Source organism: Nocardia carnea, assembly GCF_029868325.1.
Classification (GTDB): Bacteria; Actinomycetota; Actinomycetes; order Mycobacteriales; family Mycobacteriaceae; genus Nocardia; species Nocardia carnea_C.
Window position 1 is genome coordinate 1 of the sequence record NZ_JARWNW010000255.1, and the last position, 18,798, is coordinate 18,798.

The 18,798-nt window shown below is 66.3% G+C and carries 17 protein-coding genes; 9 read left to right on the plus strand and 8 right to left on the minus strand.

The window, feature by feature from the left end; translation table 11 throughout:
* Positions 1–188: 188 nt before the first annotated feature.
* Positions 189–1,649 carry a CCA tRNA nucleotidyltransferase gene (locus QH196_RS23020; protein WP_280417898.1) on the plus strand — a complete coding sequence of 487 codons (1,461 nt, stop codon included), beginning with the start codon at positions 189–191 and terminating at the stop codon, positions 1,647–1,649.
* A gap of 9 nt (positions 1,650–1,658) precedes the next feature.
* On the opposite strand, the gene QH196_RS23025 is transcribed toward QH196_RS23020, so the two are convergent.
* A complete protein-coding gene (locus tag QH196_RS23025; RefSeq protein WP_280417899.1) occupies positions 1,659–2,483 on the minus strand; it encodes a hypothetical protein in 825 nt (274 codons plus the stop codon).
* A gap of 266 nt (positions 2,484–2,749) precedes the next feature.
* Here QH196_RS23025 and QH196_RS23030 point away from each other — a divergent pair, with 266 nt between their 5' ends.
* Positions 2,750–4,309, plus strand: coding sequence for a DUF4185 domain-containing protein (locus QH196_RS23030; protein ID WP_432279544.1), 1,560 nt, complete (start codon positions 2,750–2,752; stop codon positions 4,307–4,309).
* A gap of 8 nt (positions 4,310–4,317) precedes the next feature.
* Here QH196_RS23030 and QH196_RS23035 read toward each other — a convergent pair whose 3' ends face one another.
* From QH196_RS23035 to QH196_RS23045, 3 genes are all read right to left on the minus strand, one after another.
* The gene (locus QH196_RS23035; RefSeq protein WP_280417900.1) at positions 4,318–5,178 is read right to left on the minus strand and encodes a biotin-dependent carboxyltransferase family protein; all 861 of its coding nucleotides are present in this window, start codon (positions 5,176–5,178) and stop codon (positions 4,318–4,320) included.
* Entirely contained in the window at positions 5,175–5,813 is a 639-nt protein-coding gene (locus QH196_RS23040) for a 5-oxoprolinase subunit B family protein (RefSeq protein ID WP_280417920.1), read from the minus strand. The genes QH196_RS23035 and QH196_RS23040 overlap by 4 nt, the downstream gene beginning before the upstream one ends.
* Positions 5,814–5,879: 66 nt before the next feature.
* Positions 5,880–6,632 carry a LamB/YcsF family protein gene (locus tag QH196_RS23045; protein ID WP_280417901.1) on the minus strand — a complete coding sequence of 251 codons (753 nt, stop codon included), beginning with the start codon at positions 6,630–6,632 and terminating at the stop codon, positions 5,880–5,882.
* A 499-nt stretch (positions 6,633–7,131) separates the two neighbouring features.
* Between QH196_RS23045 and QH196_RS23050 the strand changes: the two genes are divergently transcribed.
* Positions 7,132–7,740, plus strand: a complete 609-nt coding sequence (locus tag QH196_RS23050) for a hypothetical protein (RefSeq protein WP_280417902.1) — start codon at positions 7,132–7,134, stop codon at positions 7,738–7,740.
* Here the strand turns inward: QH196_RS23050 and QH196_RS23055 are convergent.
* Positions 7,731–9,122: an MFS transporter gene (locus tag QH196_RS23055; RefSeq protein WP_280417921.1), complete on the minus strand. Its 1,392-nt coding sequence runs from the start codon at positions 9,120–9,122 to the stop codon at positions 7,731–7,733. The two genes, QH196_RS23050 and QH196_RS23055, sit on opposite strands and share 10 nt — an antisense overlap.
* Positions 9,123–9,171: 49 nt before the next feature.
* On the minus strand, positions 9,172–9,672 hold the full coding sequence (locus QH196_RS23060; protein WP_280417903.1) for an NUDIX hydrolase: 501 nt from the start codon (positions 9,670–9,672) through the stop codon (positions 9,172–9,174).
* 193 nt (positions 9,673–9,865) lie between these two features.
* Here QH196_RS23060 and QH196_RS23065 point away from each other — a divergent pair, with 193 nt between their 5' ends.
* The 3 genes from QH196_RS23065 to QH196_RS23075 all read left to right on the plus strand — a co-directional run bounded on the left by QH196_RS23065 (position 9,866) and on the right by QH196_RS23075 (position 13,321).
* On the plus strand, positions 9,866–10,645 hold the full coding sequence (locus tag QH196_RS23065) for a pirin family protein (RefSeq protein WP_280417904.1): 780 nt from the start codon (positions 9,866–9,868) through the stop codon (positions 10,643–10,645).
* 141 nt (positions 10,646–10,786) lie between these two features.
* Positions 10,787–11,260 (plus strand): DUF4190 domain-containing protein, encoded by a 474-nt coding sequence (locus tag QH196_RS23070; protein WP_280417905.1) that lies wholly within the window; start codon positions 10,787–10,789, stop codon positions 11,258–11,260.
* Positions 11,261–11,317: 57 nt separating this feature from the next.
* Complete coding sequence (locus QH196_RS23075; RefSeq protein WP_280417906.1) at positions 11,318–13,321, plus strand: M13 family metallopeptidase; 2,004 nt, start codon at positions 11,318–11,320, stop codon at positions 13,319–13,321.
* 342 nt (positions 13,322–13,663) lie between these two features.
* Here QH196_RS23075 and QH196_RS23080 read toward each other — a convergent pair whose 3' ends face one another.
* Positions 13,664–14,557, minus strand: coding sequence for a L,D-transpeptidase (locus QH196_RS23080; protein ID WP_280417907.1), 894 nt, complete (start codon positions 14,555–14,557; stop codon positions 13,664–13,666).
* 534 nt (positions 14,558–15,091) lie between these two features.
* On the opposite strand from QH196_RS23080, the gene lppU reads away from it, so the two are divergent.
* Complete coding sequence (lppU, locus tag QH196_RS23085; protein ID WP_280417908.1) at positions 15,092–15,736, plus strand: LppU family putative lipoprotein; 645 nt, start codon at positions 15,092–15,094, stop codon at positions 15,734–15,736.
* Between the two features lie 71 nt (positions 15,737–15,807).
* On the opposite strand, the gene QH196_RS23090 is transcribed toward lppU, so the two are convergent.
* Positions 15,808–16,500 carry a serine protease gene (locus QH196_RS23090; RefSeq protein ID WP_280417909.1) on the minus strand — a complete coding sequence of 231 codons (693 nt, stop codon included), beginning with the start codon at positions 16,498–16,500 and terminating at the stop codon, positions 15,808–15,810.
* A gap of 610 nt (positions 16,501–17,110) precedes the next feature.
* Here QH196_RS23090 and QH196_RS23095 point away from each other — a divergent pair.
* Both QH196_RS23095 and QH196_RS23100 read left to right on the plus strand, forming a co-directional pair.
* Positions 17,111–17,929 carry an MlaE family ABC transporter permease gene (locus QH196_RS23095; protein ID WP_195055954.1) on the plus strand — a complete coding sequence of 273 codons (819 nt, stop codon included), beginning with the start codon at positions 17,111–17,113 and terminating at the stop codon, positions 17,927–17,929.
* A 4-nt stretch (positions 17,930–17,933) separates the two neighbouring features.
* Positions 17,934–18,797, plus strand: coding sequence for an MlaE family ABC transporter permease (locus QH196_RS23100; RefSeq protein ID WP_280417910.1), 864 nt, complete (start codon positions 17,934–17,936; stop codon positions 18,795–18,797).
* Position 18,798 lies beyond the last annotated feature (1 nt).

Genomic DNA, 18,798 nt, shown 5'->3' on the forward strand with positions numbered 1-18,798 from the left:
CGGCCGGCCCCTTCATGCTGATGCGCCTTCCGGGCACGGACGAGCTCTGGCGGATATTCGCCGATATGACCGATACGCACTCCCTGGCCCGGCCCCGGGTGGCTGCGCGGCCCCCCCCCCACCAAACGCCAACGGGGCCCAAACCCCGCGCGCCGAAGGCGCGCCAATAAACACAGTAAGGTTTTGCTGTGGTTTCGACGGAGTCCGAGGATGCAGTGCTGGATCGCCGTACTCGTTTGCTGGCGGCGGCTGCTGTCACGCTGGGCCGGCTGTCCGATGTGCTGACTCCGCTGGGGGAGATGTTCGCCGCTCGTGGTTTCCACTTGTATCTGGTGGGCGGCAGTGTGCGGGATGCGGTGCTGGGGCGGCTCGGTACCGATTTGGATTTCACCACCGATGCCCGGCCCGAGCAGGTGCAGCAGTTGCTGGGCGGCTGGGCGGATCAGTTGTGGGATACCGGCGGGCTGGCGTTCGGGACCGTGAGCGCGGCCAAGAGTGGTCAGCAGTTGGAGATCACCACTTTCCGTAGTGATACCTACGACCGGGTTTCGCGAAATCCGCAGGTGAGTTTCGGGGACAGTTTGGAGGGTGATCTCGTCCGCCGCGATTTCACCGTGAATGCGATGGCGGTGAAGATCGCGGCCGACGGTGCGCTGGAGTTCGTGGATCCGTTGAATGGGATGGAGGCGCTCCTGGCTGGGGTGCTCGATACGCCGGGCGCCCCCGAGGATTCGTTCAACGACGATCCGCTGCGGATGTTGCGTGCGGCCCGTTTCGTTTCCCAGCTGGGTTTCGCCGCGCATCCGCGGGTGCGGGATGCGATATCGGAGATGGCCCCGGAGATCGAGCGGATCACCGCGGAGCGGGTCCGGACGGAGCTGGACAAGCTGATCGGGGGCGCCTACCCGATCGACGGCATCAACATGATGTGCGAAACGGGGCTGGCGCAGCGGGTGCTGCCCGAGGTTCCGGCGATGAAACTGGAGATCGACGAACATCATCAGCACAAGGATGTCTACTGGCATTCGCTGACTGTGCTGGAGCAGGCGATCGACCAGGAAGAGGGCGATCCCGACCTGGTGTTGCGCTGGGCGGCGCTGCTGCACGATATCGGCAAACCGGATACCAAACGCAATGAGCCCGGCGGTGGGGTGAGCTTTCATCACCATGAGGTCGTGGGCGCCAAAATGGTGCGTAAGCGGATGCGGGCGCTGAAATATCCGAAGCAGTTCACCGAGGATGTGGCGCGGCTGGTGTTCTTGCATCTGCGGTTCCACGGGTACGGGAAGGGGCAGTGGACCGATTCCGCGGTCCGCCGCTATGTCACCGATGCCGGGGATCTGCTGCCGCGGCTGCACAAGCTGGTGCGCGCCGATTGCACCACGCGCAACAAGCGGCGCGCCGCCGCGTTGCGCGCCACCTATGACGATCTCGAGGCGCGGATCGCCCGCCTGCAGGAGCAGGAGGATCTGGCGCGGGTCCGGCCGGACCTGGACGGTAACGCGATCATGGAGTTGCTCGGGTTGCCGCCGGGGCCCGAGGTGGGTCGCGCGTGGCGGTATCTGAAGGAGCTGCGGCTCGATCGGGGTCCGCTGACCCGCGACGAGGCCGAGGAGGCCCTGCGGCAGTGGTGGCAGTCGCAGCAGTGAACCGGCCAATCAAAACACGATCAGGGTGGTGCCGGCCACGATGGCCGAGCGGATCTGTGCCAGGTCGAACGATCCGCTGACCGGTGCCACTTCGACCCGGAAGCGGACCAGTTCGCCGTCGCGGACAGCCTGCCGTACCCGCGCCCCGCTGGGCAGTTCCGGTATCCGGAGGGGTTCGGTGGTGCGCCATCGCCGCGGCACAGGCATACCGAACCAGGTGGCCCGGCGGATATCGAGTTCGAGGATGTCGTCGGTGATGGAGGCGTCCAGTTCGGCGCTGATCCGCCGGCCTCGATGGACCGCGCGGACGAGCCCCTGCGCGGTCGGCGTCAGTTCCCACCCGCGCGCGCGATCCGCGAACCGGCCCAGCAGTGCCGGCAAGGTGACGGTGCCCTCGATATCGACCCGGGCGGCGCGGATTCTGGTCGGTACACCCGGTACCAGCCGGACCTCGTGCGCGATAACGGTGACCTCGTCGATCGCCAGGCCGTCCCAGTCGAGGTCCCGCAGCACGGTCTTGGTCTGGAAATGCGCGCCGCGGCGGCGCACTTTCAGCACGTCGAGGGTGCCGGTGAGGTGATGATCGAGCAGGGTCGCGCTGATCTCCCGGCCGCCGAACCGGCTCAGGATCCCCTCGCTGAGCACGGTGAGCACGGTATCGGGCAGCAGTGCGGTGACGGTGCCGGCGCCGAGATCGGCCACGGGTTCGACCCAGGCGGTGGTATAGCTGATCCACTGTTCCAGCCGGGACTGCTCGAACAGTCGTCTGCCGAGGTCGACCGCCCACAGTGGGGAGAACGGGGAGGTCGATCGGGGGTCGGATTGTGCCGCCATGATCATCTCCGAGGGTACTGGTCCGGTCCGGCCCGCCACCACATGTAACCGGCCGCGTCACCGCGCCGCCGGCCCGGCCCGGAGTGTGTTCCGCGGCATCCGGCTCCGGGCGTTACCGGTGCGTCACGATCATCAATGAGCGCGATAGCGGCGAGGCTCGGGTAGGTTCACTGCGACAATGGGACTCGACAGGAGACAGTGAGCTGTTGACCGAGGTGGTGTGGGGTTTCCGGCCGGGTCGTTGCCGGCTCGTATTCCTCGGATTGGTGCTTACGGGGTATGTGGGGATACCGGTGCCCGCACAGGCGGCGCCACATCCGTGGGCTCCCCCACCGGTGAACGAGTGCGGTGAGGTCGGCTTCGATCCGCTCGACCGCGCGCCCGACCCCTCCGCGCCGCCACCCCCGCCGATCCCGGTGCCGCCGCAGATCGATATCCCGATCCCGGTGCCGCAGCTCACTCCGGTGCCGGTGCCCGATCCGCCGCACGACAACACGCGTATCGCCCAGGAGCCCCTACCGGCCGACCCGTGCCGTAACCCGTGTCCGGATATCCGCGACACGCCCGGACCGGAGCCTGCCGAGGAGGACGAGGCCGCGCCGCCCGCGCCGCCGGAAACCGGTTCCGGCAGCGGTTCGGCGACCGGGAGTAGTTGGGGCAGTGGTTCCGGTTCCGGTGATCCGGTGAAGTTGCCGAGGATCCAGTTCAAACCGGAGATCGAGCCCATCCCGATCCCCGTCCCCGGCGAACCGGGCGATCCACCGCAACCCGCACCGCCACCGGTGGTCCATCCGGCCGAACCCGGTCCGGTCGCGGGTCCGGTGGCGCTGCCCGGGGTGGAGTCGGTGCGGCTGGTCGAACAGGTGACCGGGCACGGTTCGCCGAACCGGACCGATATGCGCTGGCAAGTCGACGGCACCGATCTGGGTTTGATGTGGGAGACGAAACCCGGCGAGGTCGCGGTGGTGTTCGGCGATACCTTCGGCCAGGGCTGGGTGCCCGGCGGTGCGGGCGGTGAGGGCGCGGATTGGCGCAGCAATATCCTGGCCTACAGCACCGACCGCGACCTTTCCGACGGACTGCGCCTGGACACCATGGTGCAGGACAGTCGTTGTCACGCCGCCGAACTGCTGGGCAGCCGCAAGATCAAGAACTGGGAGACCACCACCATCCCCACCTCCGGTTTCGCCCTCGGCGACCGCCAGTACCTGAGCTATATGTCGGTGAATCGGTGGAGCCGGATACCGGGCCTGTGGTGGACGAACTACGGCGGTATCGCCTACTCCGACGACAACGGCAGCACCTGGGTCAAGGATCAGCACGCCAAATGGGAGAACTTGTTCGGGCTGGGCCGGTTCCAGGTCGCGGCGATGGTGCCGCACGGCGACCACGTGTACATGTTCGGAACGCCCAACGGCCGGATCGGTGTGATCGGCCTGGCCCGGGTGCCCAAGGATCAGGTGCTGAACAAATCAGCGTACCAGTACTGGGTCAACGGCACGTGGGCGCCGGCGTCGGAGAACCTGGCCACCCCGCTGGTGCCGGGTATCGCCAGTGAGCTCTCGGTGCGGTTCGATACCGAATCGGGGCTGTGGCAGATGTCCTATCTGGATTCCGCGCGCGGGGCGATCGTCTTGCGCACCGCCGCGCAGCCGCAGGGGCTCTGGACCGAGCCGGTGCCGCTGGTGTCCACTGCCGACTATCCCAAGGCATACGGCGGGTTCATCCACCCGTGGTCCACCGGTCGCGATCTGTATTTCACGCTTTCGGAGTGGGATTCCTACAACGTGTATCTGATGCACGCCCGCCTGACTCCACCGGACTGATCCCCCACTCAGGCTGTCCCGGCGCGGCGGAACCGTATCCGCTGACCCGGCCGGGCCTGCGCAAACAGGTCGATATCGGCGTCCAGGATCACCGCGATCACCGGATATCCGCCGGTGATCGGGTGATCGGCGAGGAAAACCACCGGTTGCCCGCCGGGTGGGACCTGCACCGACCCGAGCGCAACTCCCTCGGTCGGGAGCTCCGTCGTGGCGGCCCGTTGTAGTGGTGGCCCCTCGGCACGATCCAGGCGTGCGCCGACGCGGTCGGTGTCCTGACCCACCGTCCAATATCCGGTGAACAACGCCGCGGGGTCGGTGAACCAGTCGTCCCGGGGACCGGGCCGGGCCCGGATCTCCATGAGCTCCGGGAATCCGGGTTGTGGTGCCTGATCGATGTTCGGCCAGTCCCGCGGTGGCGGACCGGTGGGCAGCCGGGTCCCGGTGCGCAACGGCGGCGGACCGATTCCGGACAGTGTGTCGTAGCTGCGTGACCCCAGGACCGGCGCGATATCGATGCCGCCGCGCACCCCGATATAACTGCGCAGGCCGGTCCGTGCGAAGCCGAGCCGCAGGACCTGCCCCGCGTCCAGGTACAGCACGCAGGCATGGCCGACCGGAGTCCCGTCGACGGTCGCCGGTGCCGGGGCTCCGGTGACCGCGACCAGCGCCGGCTTCTCGGCGCGTAGCACCAGGCCGCCGAGCAGAACCTCGATACCCGCAGTGTGCTCCGGGTTTCCCACCAGCCGGTTCGCCAGCCGCAGCGCCCCGCGGTCGGCCGCTCCGGCCGGTCCGACACCGGAATCGAACCACCCCGGCCGGCCCAGATCCTGGACGGTGGCCGGTGGGCCGACCTCCTCGATCACGATCATCGGCCGGCCTCCGCATCGACGAACCGGACGAGACCGCCGGCCCGGATCACCGCGGGCGGGTCGCGTTCGGTATCCCACATGACCAGATCGGTACGGCCGATGAGCTGCCAGCCGCCCGGGCTTTCCCGGGGATACACGGCCGAATAACCGCCGGCCAGTGCCACCGAACCCGCCGGAATCCGGGTACGCGGTACCGCGCGCCGCGCGACGGTGAGCCGCTCGTCCGGGGATTCCAGATAACCGAAACCCGGTGCGAACCCGACGAAGGAGCACCGCCACACCGTGCCGGTATGCGCCGCGACCACCTCGTCGGGACGCAGGCCGAGCGCCTCGGCCACCGCGGGCAGATCCGGCCCGTCGTAGTGGACCGGAATCCGTACCGGTTCGCCGCCCGGAAATGTTCCACGGGAAACATTGCCGGGAACGGCCTCGTTCACCGTGGCGACCAGCCGCTCGATTTCCGGTCGCAGCCGATACGCCGACTCCGGCGAATCCAGGGTCACCAGAACGGTTTCCGCCGCGGGAAGCAGATCGACGACCCCGGGTAGCGACCGTTCGCGCAGCTCCGCGGCCAGATCGGCGACCCGATCCGGGGCCGGGGTGCACAGGAACGCCCGATCGCCGGCAGGGCGCAACACCGAACCCACCTCGTCCCGGCTTCGTAGGGACCGCGACAGCGCACTCACCTCGTTCCCGCTCGTTCAGGTGAACGACGCTACCGCGATCCCCGCGTCCTCGAGGGCGGCCCGGATCCGCCGCGCCATCGCCACTGCCGCCGGGGTATCGCCGTGTACGCAGATACTGTCGGGCGACACCGTGACAGTGCCGCCGCCCGCAACCCGCGCGGTCCCGGTTTCCGCCAGCATCACGGCTTGGGCGAGCGCCGTATCCGCGTCCAGGACCGCGCCCGGGGTATCGCGCGCAGCCAACCCGCCCGTCGCGGTGTAGGCGCGATCGGCGAACCCCTCGCTCACGAACCGGATACCGGCGAGCGTCGCCGACTCCTGCAGATGTGTTCCCGCGGGACCGAGCAGGAACAGCGCCGAGTCGTATTCGCGGAGGGCGGCGACGACGGCGTCCGCGAGGGCCGGCTGCGCCGCCGCGGCGTGGTAGAGCGCCCCGTGCGGTTTCACATATCGCACCCGGTCGCCCGCGGCCCGGGCGAAACCGTCCAATGCGCCTATCTGGTACAGCGTTTCATTCCGCAGCTCCGCCGGGGCGACGGCCAGGGCCCGCCGGCCGAACCCGGCCAGATCCCGGTGGCCGATATGCGCTCCGATCCGCACACCCTTCTCCACTGCCAGCGAACAGGTGCGTCGCATGATGGAAGGGTCGCCGGCATGGAATCCGCAGGCGATATTCGCGCTGGTGACGATATCCAGCATCGCGGCGTCATCGCCCATACTCCAGGCCCCGAACCCCTCGCCGAGGTCGCTGTTCAGATCGAGTCCCACACGATCCTCCTTCCGCCTGTTCCCATTGTTCCCGCCCACCGGCCACGCGACACCCTCGACCGGCCGGTGCCGGCGAGTTCTATCGGACCCGAATTCGCGGAGGAAACCGCCGGCGTGCGGAACGTATGACGAGTGAGCCTTTTCACATAAAAACTCGGTTTTGTATGGAACCGTGTCGGCCGCACCGGAATTTCTTGCGGTGCTCACCCCATAATTTCAGGCGTACCGGCGAATGGGCGAGAACTATCGGCAATTGCTGTGTGGCCGATACCGGCGGCTCGAATACCCTGCATTGTCCGGAAGCCCGGTGTTACACCGGTCCGCGGGCACGGTCACGAAGCTATTCCATGGCAAACAAATGGACGCACAACTCGAAGCCATTGCCGCGCAGTGCCGCTCGGACAGCCGACCGGAAGTTGCGGAACCCGCTCGAGCCCGTAGTACTGTCTGGCCGCGGCCGGCCCAACACTGGGTGGCCGAATTCCTGGGGAGGATCGAAATGAAATTCGGAAAGTTCGGTGCTGTCGCATTCATGGCTGTCGCCGCCGTCGGTATCACCGCCGGTTCCGCGAATGCTGCGCCCGCCACCGCGGCCGAGGGTGTGACGACCGTGGGGCAGCAGCAGGGCATCGACTACCAGAGCACGCTTTCCAGCGACGCGCGCGAGGTGACCACCACCGTCGACGCGGGCACGTTCGCGCTCACCGACAACGGCACCACCGTCAGCCTGATCGCCGCCGACGGCGCGGAGGTCACCGAGGTCCCGCTCACCTTCGAGGTGGCGGGCCGGTCGATCCCGGTCGGTCACCAGATCGCCGACGACGGTCGCAGCCTGACCTTGACGCCGGAGGTCACGCCGGCCGATATCGCCGAGCTGAAGGACATCAGCTCCTTCGACCGCTTCCTCGATCAGGCCAATCAGAACCTGATCGGGATGATCGCCGGCGGTGTACTCGGCGGCTTCATCGGAAGTCTGCTGGGTCTCGGCATCTTCAGCATCGTCACCGGGCCGGTGGGCACCGTGGTCGGCGCACTGGCCGGTGGCGCCGCGATGGGTGGCCAGCCCTTCATCGATGCGCTGACCGCTGTCGCGACCGGTCAGCCCTGATCGTCGACCGCCGCGGATTCAGCGGGCGCATCCTGCCGGGATGCGCCCGCTCGGCGTTTATGGCGCCGGTTGTTCAGCAGCAGGGCGACGATACCCACCCCGTAGCACCCCGCCCCGGTCACGATCACCGCGACCGATCTACCGTCCGCCGGGACGACCACCGCGGTCAGCGCGACCGCCACCACGAACGCGATATTGAAGACCGTGTCCTGCAGGGCGAACACCTGTCCGCGGCGGTCGTCGGCGATATCGATCTGCATGGCCGCGTCACCGGTGAGTTTGATCGTCTGACCGGCCAGACCGAACAGGAATGCGCCGGCGAGCAGCAGTTGATGCGCGCGGCGGGTGGCATCTGGGGAATCGGCCAGGGCAGTCGGCAGTACCAGGGCCAGCTGTACGACGATCGCGCAGGACAGCCCCAGCAGAACCGTACGCGCCCGGCCCAGCCGGGGAATCAGGAACGGCGTCAGCAGCGCGGCGAGCAGCATACCGGCGGCGGTGGCACTGATCGCGACACCGAAACCGACCAACCCGCCCTCGACCGTGGTCGCACCGGACGGCGATTCCCGCAGCACCAGCACCATGATCAGCGTATTGGCGCCGAAAACGATGCGATGCGCGCCGATACCGATCATCGCGGTGGAGACATCCACCGAGCCGCGTACCGCCCGCGCCCCCACCAGTAGCCCGGTGAGCACCGCACGCACCGCCCCCACCGTCCTACCGGGCTGGGTCTGCGGCCCGAGCGCGCGCGGCCGGAACCCGGCGGCGAGCAGCACACCGGCCACCGAACCGGTCGCGCTCGCCGCGACCGCCACCGCCGAGCCGGTATCCCCGGCCCCGATCGCTCCGATCACCGCGACCGCCGCGGCCGCGCCCACCGCCGCACAGGCCGAACCCGCCGTCGCCAGCACCGAGTTCGCCGGTACCAGCCACTGTTGCGCGAGCACCCGGGGCAGCGCCGCCGAGACCCCGGCCGCGGTGAATCGGCTGATCCCGACCACCGCCAGAGCCAGCAGCAGCAGCGGACTCGCATCGACACCGGCCAGCAGACCCAGCGTGACCGCGATGATCAGCAGCCCCCGCACGATATTGGCCACCAGCAGCACCAGCCGCCGATCCCACCGGTCCAGCAGCGCGCCCGCATAGGGTCCGATCACCGAATACGGCAGCAGCAGCACCGCGAAACCGGCTGCGACGGCAAGCGGGTCGGTTTCGCGTTCCGGGTTGAACAGAATCGCACCGGAGAGCGCGGCCTGGAACATTCCGTCACCGAACTGGCTGGTGAACCGCACCAGGGTCAGCCGCAGCGCACCGGGGCTCGCCCGCACCGCGGCACGGATCGCCCGCAGATCGTGTCTACGCCCGCCCGTATCGGCCACCCGGTCCGGTGCGGCAGGTTCGGGCGCAGCGGTGGACACGGCCGCGACGCTACCTGTTCGGCGGACCCGAACGTATTCCGGCCGGTCCGCATTCCTCGGTGATCAGCAGGTCCACGGCCTCGCGCATATCCGGGGCCATGGGCAGGGTGCCCAGTGCGGCAGCGTCTATCCAGGCGTGGGCGTCGTGTTCGTCGGGTTCCAGGGTTACCTCACCGGGTTCGGCTTCGGCCAGGAAACTGAATTTGCGCACCTTCGGTTTCGTCCGGGTGGCGTAGTCGAACCAGCCGAGGAATTCGGTGATGGAACGTGCCACCAAGCCGGTTTCTTCGAAGAGTTCGCGTACCGCGCTCTCGGTGAGTGTTTCCCCGTTCTCCACTCCCCCGCCCGGCAGCTCGTACATTCCGCCGAGGTCCGCGCCGGGCACCCGCCGGACCACCAGGAGCTTTCCGTTACGGAATACCGCGACACCGACCACCAGATCGGTGACACCGTCCCGGCGCGCGCCGGCACGAAGCCGCTGCTCGATCCGCGCGAGTGCTTCGGGTCGCATCGTTCACCTCCCGGTCCGGTATATCCATTTTCGACGACCGCATGCCGTACCGCCATTACCGTCCGCCGCTGCTCACCGGCCGTTCACTCCGAGGTCGCTCGCGTAAAATGCCGGGAGCGGACAATCGCCGAAGTGGGGCATCGGGTGTCCTGCAGAAAAGGTAATTGTGCCCGAGCCGGAAAGGAGGCGTGTGATGTCCACACCGCCCATCTCGCATATCGATGTCCATCGTGGCGGCGACCGGATGAAAACGCGGATATCCTGGCTCGATTCCAAACATTCGTTCTCCTTCGGCGAGCATTACGACCCCGAGAACACCCATCACGGCCTGTTGATGGTGAACAACGACGATATCGTCCTGCCCGGCCAGGGTTTCGACACCCATCCGCACCGGGATATGGAGATCGTGACCTGGGTGCTGGAGGGTTCGCTGGTTCATCAGGATTCGCTGGGGCACAGCGGCGTCATCTATCCGGGCCTGGCACAGCGGATGAGTGCCGGTACCGGGATCCGGCATTCGGAGAAGAACGATTCCTGGCGAGTCGACCCGGGCCGCGCCGAACACGAGCAGCCGGTGCATTTCGTACAGATGTGGGTGCTGCCCGACGAACCCGGTATCGAGCCGGGCTATCAGCAGCTCGAGATCGACGACGAACTGGCCGCGGGCGGGCTGATCACCGTGGCCTCCGGTCTGCCGCGCTATCGCGACCGCACCGCGATCGCCATCAACAGCAGCCATTCGGCGTTGCATGTGGCGAAATTGTCCCCCGATACCGAACGTACCGCAAACCTCCCCGACGCGCCCTACCTGCACGTTTTCGTCGCGCGTGGGGCAGTCGACCTGGAGGGGGCGGGCCGCCTGGACACCGGCGACGCCGTACGCCTCACCCATTCCGGCGGCCGGCGTCTCACCGCGACCGAACCGGCGGAAGTACTGATCTGGGAAATGCACGCCCGCCTCGGCGCCGGATGAGCCGCGCCCCGGCGCCTCGGCCGCGCCGAACCGGGTGCGGAACTCGCCGCTGCCGTCGCGACCCGTGACAATGGTGGGGCGAAATCCGCGGTGTCGTCGCAGCGAACCGCCGTGCTCGTGACCGCCAGCCGAGGAGGAACGATGACCTACCCACCGCCCCCGGGATACCCCGCGCCGGAGCCGTACCCGGGGCCCGGACAACAGCCCCAGTACTGGCAGGAATCCCCCAAGAGCAAAGGTCTCGCGATCGCCGCCCTGGTCTGCGGCATCCTGGCCGCGATCAGCTTCTGCACCATCGTGGGCGGCATCCTGTTCGGGCTCCTCGCCGTGATCCTCGGTGCGATCGCCGGGATGAAGGTCCGCCGCGGCACCGGGGGTGGCGGCGTGATGGCGGTGATCGCCCTGATCCTGGGTGTGGTCGCGATCGTCGCGGCGATCGTGTTCGGCGTGTTCTTCTGGAACTTCTGGGAGGATTCCGGCGGTAAGGATTTCACCGACTGCGTTTCGCGCGCCGGTGGTGACCAGCAGCAGATCGCACAGTGTGAAGATCAGTTCAACCAGCGTCTCGAAGACCAGTTCGGGGTGACGATGGAACCCCCCGTGCCGACGAACTGACCGGCCCGGCCGCGCAGATCGCACCGCACCACAGCGGGCACCGGCATACTGGGTTGTGTGACTTCCGACGTGACCAGCCCCTCCGGTATCGATCTGACCCATCTCGACCCGGCCGTCCGGGTGCAGGACGACCTGTTCACGCATGTCAACGGCGCCTGGCTGGCCGGATACGAGATTCCGGCCGACCGGGCGGTCGACGGTGCGTTCCGCACGTTGTACGACCGCGCGGAGCTGGATGTGCAGGAGATCATCCGCACCGCCGCGGGCGAGCCGGGCAGCGATGCCCGCAAGATCGCCGACCTGTACGCCTCCTTCATGGACACCGAGTCCGTCGAGGCGGCCGGCCTGACGCCCGTGGCCGACGAGCTGCGCGCACTGGCGGCCACCACCGACCGCGGTGAGTTCGCCGCGCTGATCGGCCGGTTGCAGCGGACCGGCGTGTCCGGTGCGGTCGCGGTCTACGTCGATACCGACGACAAGAACTCCCAGCGCTACCTCGTCAACGCGACTCAATCCGGTATCGGCCTGCCCGACGAGTCCTACTACCGCTCCGACGAGTACGCCGAGGTGCGGGAACGCTATATCGCCCATATCGATCGGATGTTCGCCCTGGCCGCCGCGGATCCGGTTGTCGCGGAACTGCTCGACACGCAATCGGCGGGGACCCGGATATTCGAACTGGAACGTAAGCTGGCCGCCGGCCACTGGGATGTGGTGCGCCGCCGCGACGCCGAACTCGGCTACAACCTGACCACTTTCACCGCGCTCGCCGAGCAGAACCCGGAATTCGACTGGGGCGCATGGTCCGACGGCCTGGCCGCCGGTGTTTCGGGCGAAGGTTCCCTGCTGCTGTCCGAACTGGTGGTCCGCCAACCCGATTACCTGCGTACTTTCGCGCAGACCTGGGATTCGGTGCCGCTGGAGGAATGGCGGCTGTGGGCGCAGTGGCGGGTGCTGCGTGCCCGTGCGCCGTATCTCACCGAGGCCCTGGTCGAAGAGAATTTCGATTTCTACGGCCGCACCTTGACCGGTGCCCAGGAGAACCGCGAACGCTGGAAGCGCGGGGTTTCGCTGGTGCAGGATCTGCTCGGCGAAGCCGTCGGCAAACTGTATGTCGCCCAGCACTTCCCGCCTGAGGCCAAGGCCGCGATGGTCCGGCTGGTGGAGAACCTGCGCGAGGCCTATCGGCGCAATATCACCGATCTGGACTGGATGACCCCGGCCACCCGCAAGGCGGCGCTGGCCAAACTCGACAAGTTCACCCCCAAGATCGGATACCCGGACCGCTGGCGTGACTATTCGGCCATCATCGTGGACCCGGCCGATCTGGTGGGCAACTACCGGCGCGGGTACGCCGCCGAACACGACCGGGACCTGAACAAGCTCGGTGGCCCGGTGGACCGCGACGAATGGTTCATGACACCGCAGACGGTGAACGCCTACTACAACCCGGGAATGAACGAGATCGTCTTCCCGGCCGCCATCCTGCAACCCCCGTTCTTCGATATGAACGCCGACGATGCCGCGAACTACGGCGGTATCGGTGCGGTGATCGGCCACGAGATCGGGCACGGTTTCGACGATCAGGGCGCGAAGTACGACGGCGACGGCAATATGGTCGATTGGTGGAGCGATGCCGACCGCACCGAATTCGGTAAACGCACACGCGCGCTGATCGACCAGTACGACATCCTCTCCCCCGCCGACCTGCCCGACGAGCACACTGTGAACGGCGAGTTCACCATCGGCGAGAACATCGGTGATCTGGGTGGCCTCTCGATCGCGCTACAGGCCTACCGGATCTCCCTGAACGGGCAGGAACCGCCGGTGATCGACGGCCTGACCGGCCTGCAGCGGGTGTTCTTCGGCTGGGCTCAGGTCTGGCGCACCAAGACCCGGCGCGAAGAGGCCGTACGTCGCCTGGCCGTGGACCCGCATTCCCCGCCGGAGTTCCGCTGCAACGCGGTGGTCCGCAATATCGACGCCTTCCACGAGGCCTTCGAGGTGAAACCCGAGGACGCCCTCTACCTGGCCCCCGAAAAACGCGTCAAGATCTGGTAGAACGCGATCCCCGAACGACGAACGGCGGTGCACCCGATGGATGCACCGCCGTTCAAGCTTCAACTGATGGTTCACCTTCCCGGGGTGGGGCCCGCCCGGTTCTGGAGCGACGGAGCGGAGGAGTGAAGCGGAGGAGCGGAGGAGTGAAGCGGAGGAGCGGAGGAGTGAAGAACCGGGCCCGATAGGGCCCCACCCCTCGAGCCGCGGAGCGGCTCCAAAATTACAACCCGCCCCTTCACGAACGGTCCACCGCGCGAGCAGGTTGTCTACAGGCCCAACCTGCCACCGGGATCCCAGTGAGGGCGGCTCGCACCGGAGCCGCCCCGTCGGAAGCATGCCGAACTACACTGTGTTCCAGTCACCGAGCCCGTCGCCCGCGTTCAGTGTCCCGCCCTGGGTGTTCTGCACGATGACCGCGTCACCCTTGCCCACGTTCTCGTAGAACCATTTGCCGTCCTCGGTGCTCACGTTCAGGCAGCCATGGCTGGTGTTGGCGTAGCCCTGCGATCCGACCGACCACGGGGCGGCGTGCACGAAGATTCCGCTGTTGGAGATGCGGGTCGCGTATTCGACGTCGAGTTTGTAGCCCTCGGGGTCGTCGATCGGCACACCGTAGGTGGAGGAGTCCATGACCATCTCGCGCCGCTGTTCACCCACGATGTAGGTGCCGTTGGGGGTTTCGTGGCCGGTTTTGCCCATCGAGGTGGGCATGGTCCGCACAACTTCGCCGTTGCGGGTGACGGTGATGGTCTTGGTGTTGTCGTCGGCGGTGGCGATCACGGCGTCGCCGATGTGGAAGGCACTGCGGCTACCGCCGGCCTCCACCACCACATCGGTCTGTGCGGGCCAGAACTCGGTGGGCCGCCAGCGCACCTGCTTATCGCTCCACCAGTAGAAGTTTCCGGATACCTCGGTCGACGGGGTGATCTTGATGGCCCGTTCGGCCGCGGCGCGATCGGTGATCGGCTCCTTGAAGTTGATGATGATCGGCTGTGCGATACCGACCTGTTCGCCCTCGGAGGGGTTGATCGCCGGCGGCGCGAAGTTCGCCGCGGGTGGGGCGGGCTCGACGGCCCCGGCGGCCGAACCGGTGGGCAGTTCCGGCAGTGCGTAGGCGGGCGCGGTGGCCACGGTGGTGGCGGTCGCGATCGCGGCCGTCAACAGGACACCCTGGCGGAGCCGGCGCGCAACCCGGCGAGTGGTCGGCAGCGGCCCGGTGTTCTCGGTGACATGCATAAGAGTGTTCGTCCGTCCATTCGACTCTGGAGCGTACGGCGGCCGGTGGCGCACCGGTACGTGGAGTTGTGGAGCGGTCCCGACGGGCGGTGGAGCATCGCGGAAGTCGTTCCATCCATGCTGGTGCGCCTCCGCTCCGAGCTCCTTCCTACTGCCTTCATCTCTTCGTGACCAACCCTCGATTCCGTTACATAGCTGTTATGCATGACCGGTGGTGTGAACCACTTGTGCCCCGTGGTGGGATCGATCGCTACCCGGGAACGCCCGCTACCCGCGCCTTTTTCCGCCATCGACCGCCATATGGCCGGAAACGGAGGTATCGGCGGTCAAACCTGTCGATGACATATGTCACGTGGACCCGGCGGTGACGAGATACGGTCGGCGTCCCCGGTTCGCTCCCCGGTGGTGCGAGGTCTCACCGAGTCGACGCTCGCGCCGCCATGGTGTATTCATGGCGTGTTGTGCCAAGCAAGGCTGTAGTGAGGTTCGGATTCGACGGGGGAAGAGTTCGGCGTCGCAGCGGGAGGACTGTGCGTGTCAGGATGGACTTCGTCTCGATGGGTGGTGGCGCTCGCCGGTATGGCGGCCTCGATAGCGGTGGCGGGCTGTAGCTCCACCATCGAGGGCCGGGCGCTACCGGCGACCGAAACCGGGACCGTGGACGCTGTGGATGTGACGACCACCCCCGATGCCGGTGATCGGACAACAACAACCACCACCACAACCACCGCACCGACCACCACCGAAACCGACGAAGACGGTATCGCCGGCTTCGATGCCGAGGTCGGCGATTGCGTACTGCTCGGTGGCACCACTACCGACGCCGAGATCGAAGAGGCGTCCTGCGGTACCGCCACCTCGAACTACCGGGTGATCGGGAAGGCCGCGCGCAGCAGCGACTGCGTCGGCGACGCCGACAACTTCTACGCCGAAAGCCGCAACGGGATCGAGACGGGCGCCCTGTGCCTGGATATCGACTGGGTGATCGGCGGCTGTATGGATGTGGGCAGCGGTAGCACCGGGCCGGAGCGTATCGATTGCACCGAAACCACTGCGGTGGACGGGGTGAAGGTGGTCGCCATCGAACAGAACGCCGACGATGTCAACGCCTGCGGGGCCGGCAGCAGCGGCTACGTGTATTCCGAACGCCGCTTCGTGGTGTGCGTCGAGGAGCTCTGAGGGTTCGCCGGGTACGAAAAAACGAGCGGGCCCGCGGGCCCGCTCGTTTTCCGGTACCGGAGGATCCGGTGTCAGATGGGCCGGAAGCCCGAACCGACACCCGCCCGGTTGTCGATATCGCCCATGATGGTGGACATGTTGGTACCCACCTCGGGGCCGAAGCAGGCGATGGCGAGATAGGCGTTGACCATGCCGACCAGTGTCGAGCCGACGACGACCGGCGCGCCGGAATCGCCTTCCATCACGCACATCTGCGACCAGGTCTCGATACTGCTGGCGAAGATATCGCCGTAGGCGATACCGCAGGTGTTGCCCGTGGTGCGGCCTTCCTTGCAGACGATATTCGGGAACTGTGCGGGCCCGCCGACGCCGGTGATGCTGAGGTTGCCGACCCGGTTGACGGGAGTGACCCGGCCCGGGTCGAACTGCAGCACCGCATAGTCGAGTTCCTGGTTCGAGTACACGAACCGCCCGAGCGTTCCCGCACCCGGATCCTGTTCGGAATAGACCTCGTGCCCGGGTGTTCCACAGTGTCCCGCGGTGAGCCCGACCAGGCGGCCGGCTCCGTCGTGGCCGATCGTGGTGAGCGTGCACTGAATCGCCATATCGGACATATGACCCGGCTCCGAAGAGACGATCAGCCCTGATCCGCCGCCGAGTACCGGCCGGCCGGGATCGGCTGCCGCCGTCCCCGGTCCGAGTAGTGCCGCACTCAGGGCGACGGCGAAGACGGCACCGGCCGCCTGGGCTAGTTTCCTGAACATATCCCTCCAGACCTCGAAGCCCGCACGATATCAATGTGTGGCACCTCATCGTGGCAGCAACGGCCGCGACGCGCGCCCCGAGACACCGCTACCCGCGGGTTACCTTGTGTCCCTGGGTAATTCGGCTGTTCGGTCGAGCATTCGGCCGGTGAACGCCGTGTTCGGCGGAGACTGCGCGAAACTCCGGCCACGATACCTTCGGAAGAATAGCTCAACGCTATTAATTGCCCCCGTTCCTGCTACGCGCGTCGAGTAACGGTCGAATCTCCATGTTGCCGCGAATCGGTAATTTTCAGGAAAATCATCCGTTATTTATGTGAACGGCCATTCTCTGCTGATCTACGCCACTGGCGCGCTTTATCCGCCGGTCAGCTGTATGTTCCTCCAGAATCGCGGAACTCCCATTGGGATACGTACCAAGAAGTGCTGGATAACTCGATGGTCACGCCACGGAGTGATGAACGTCTGTGACAGCCCTCACCCGTCTAAGGTGTGTTCCGCACTACTACGTAGTAAGGTGCCTCAAGCAAACCAGTCGTCGGGGTAGGTAACCGACGTCGAGAGGGGTTAGTCAGTGCAGTCGACCAAGAGTCCACCAACAGGTTCTCGGTTGAGCGGAGCGGTCGAGTGGACGCGGGACTATTGGCGCGACCACCCCAGGCGTTCTTTGGAGACCCTCGGCCGTCAGATGACGATGGGTGTCGAGGCCGTTACCGAGCTCGTGGTCAGTATCTTCCGCGGCCGTTTCCCGCTCGCGGAGTTCATCCGGCAGTGTGCGTTCATGGCCAATGTGGCCGCCGCACCCACCCTGCTGGTCGCCATTCCGATCGGCGTCATCGTATCCATCCAGGTCGGATCGGTTGCGCAGCAGGTCGGCGCCACCTCGTTCATCGGCGCGGCCAACGGTCTGGGCATCATTCAGCAGGGTGCGCCACTGGTTACCGTTTTGATGATCGCCGGCGCCGTCGGTTCGGCCATCTGCGCCGACCTCGGATCCCGGACCATTCGCGAGGAAATCGACGCCATGAAAGTCATGGGTGTCGATCCACTGCGCCGACTGGTCGCGCCTCGTCTCGGCGCGGCAATGGTCGTCAGCGTGCTCCTCTGTGGTTTCGTTGTCTTCGTCGGATTCTTGACCGGCTACATTTTCAATATTTTCGTCCAGGGCGGCACCCCGGGTTCATATATCTCGACCTTCGCATCGTTCGCAATTTCGCTCGATCTGCTTGTCGCTCTACTGAAATCGCTGCTGTTCGGTCTGCTCGCGGCAATCATTGCCTGTGATACCGGATTGAATACCCGCGGTGGTCCGGGTGGTGTCGCCAACTCGGTGAATACCGCCGTTGTCATGTCCGCGGTGATGTTGTTCGGAGTGAATGTGATCTTCACCCAGGTGTACAACACCTTGTTCCCACCTCAGGTGGTGTGAACCGGTGTCCGCAACCTATGTACCTCCGCTGCTGAAACCTCTTCAGCAGCTGCGTAAAACGGCCGGTGCTCCGGTCGATATGCTCGCGCGGCTCGGACACCAGGTTTTCTTCTTCCTGCGGTCCATCGGTTCCATGCCGCTGGCGTTCAAGCAGTATCCGAAGGAAGTATGGCGGCTGCTGTCCGATGTCACCTGGGGTAACGGAAACCTCATCGTCGGTGGTGGAACCATCGGCGTGGTGCTCATTCTGAGCGCGTTCGGTGGTATCACGGTCGGCCTGCAGGGCTACACCTCGCTCGACCTGCTCGGCCTGAGCCCGCTGACCGGCGCGATCTCCGCATTCGGCACGACACGCGAATTGGGTCCCCTGCTCGCCGCGCTGGCCTTCGCGGCCCAGGCAGGCTGTCGATTCACCGCGCAACTCGGCGCGATGCGGATCTCCGAAGAGATCGATGCGCTGGAATCGATTGCGATCCGGCCACTGCCCTACCTGGTGAGTACCCGGATGATCGCCGCGATGATCACCATCCTGCCGCTGTACTGCCTGGGTCTCGCGATGGCCTACATTTCCTGCTCCCTCACGGTGCAGGTGATCGGTGATACCGCCAGTGGTACATATCAGCATTACTTCTATCAGTTCCTGATCCCGACAGATGTCCTGTATTCGCTGCTCAAAGCAATACTCTTCGTCGCTATCACCACGTTCATCCAGTGCTACTACGGCTTTTTCGCTTCCGGTGGCCCCGAGGGCGTAGGTGTGGCGGCCGGTCGCGCGATCAAGATGTGCATCATCGTGGTCGTTTTCGTCGACCTCTTCATGACCTTGGCCATCTGGGGTGTCGACCCCGGTATCCGGATCTCGGGGTAGT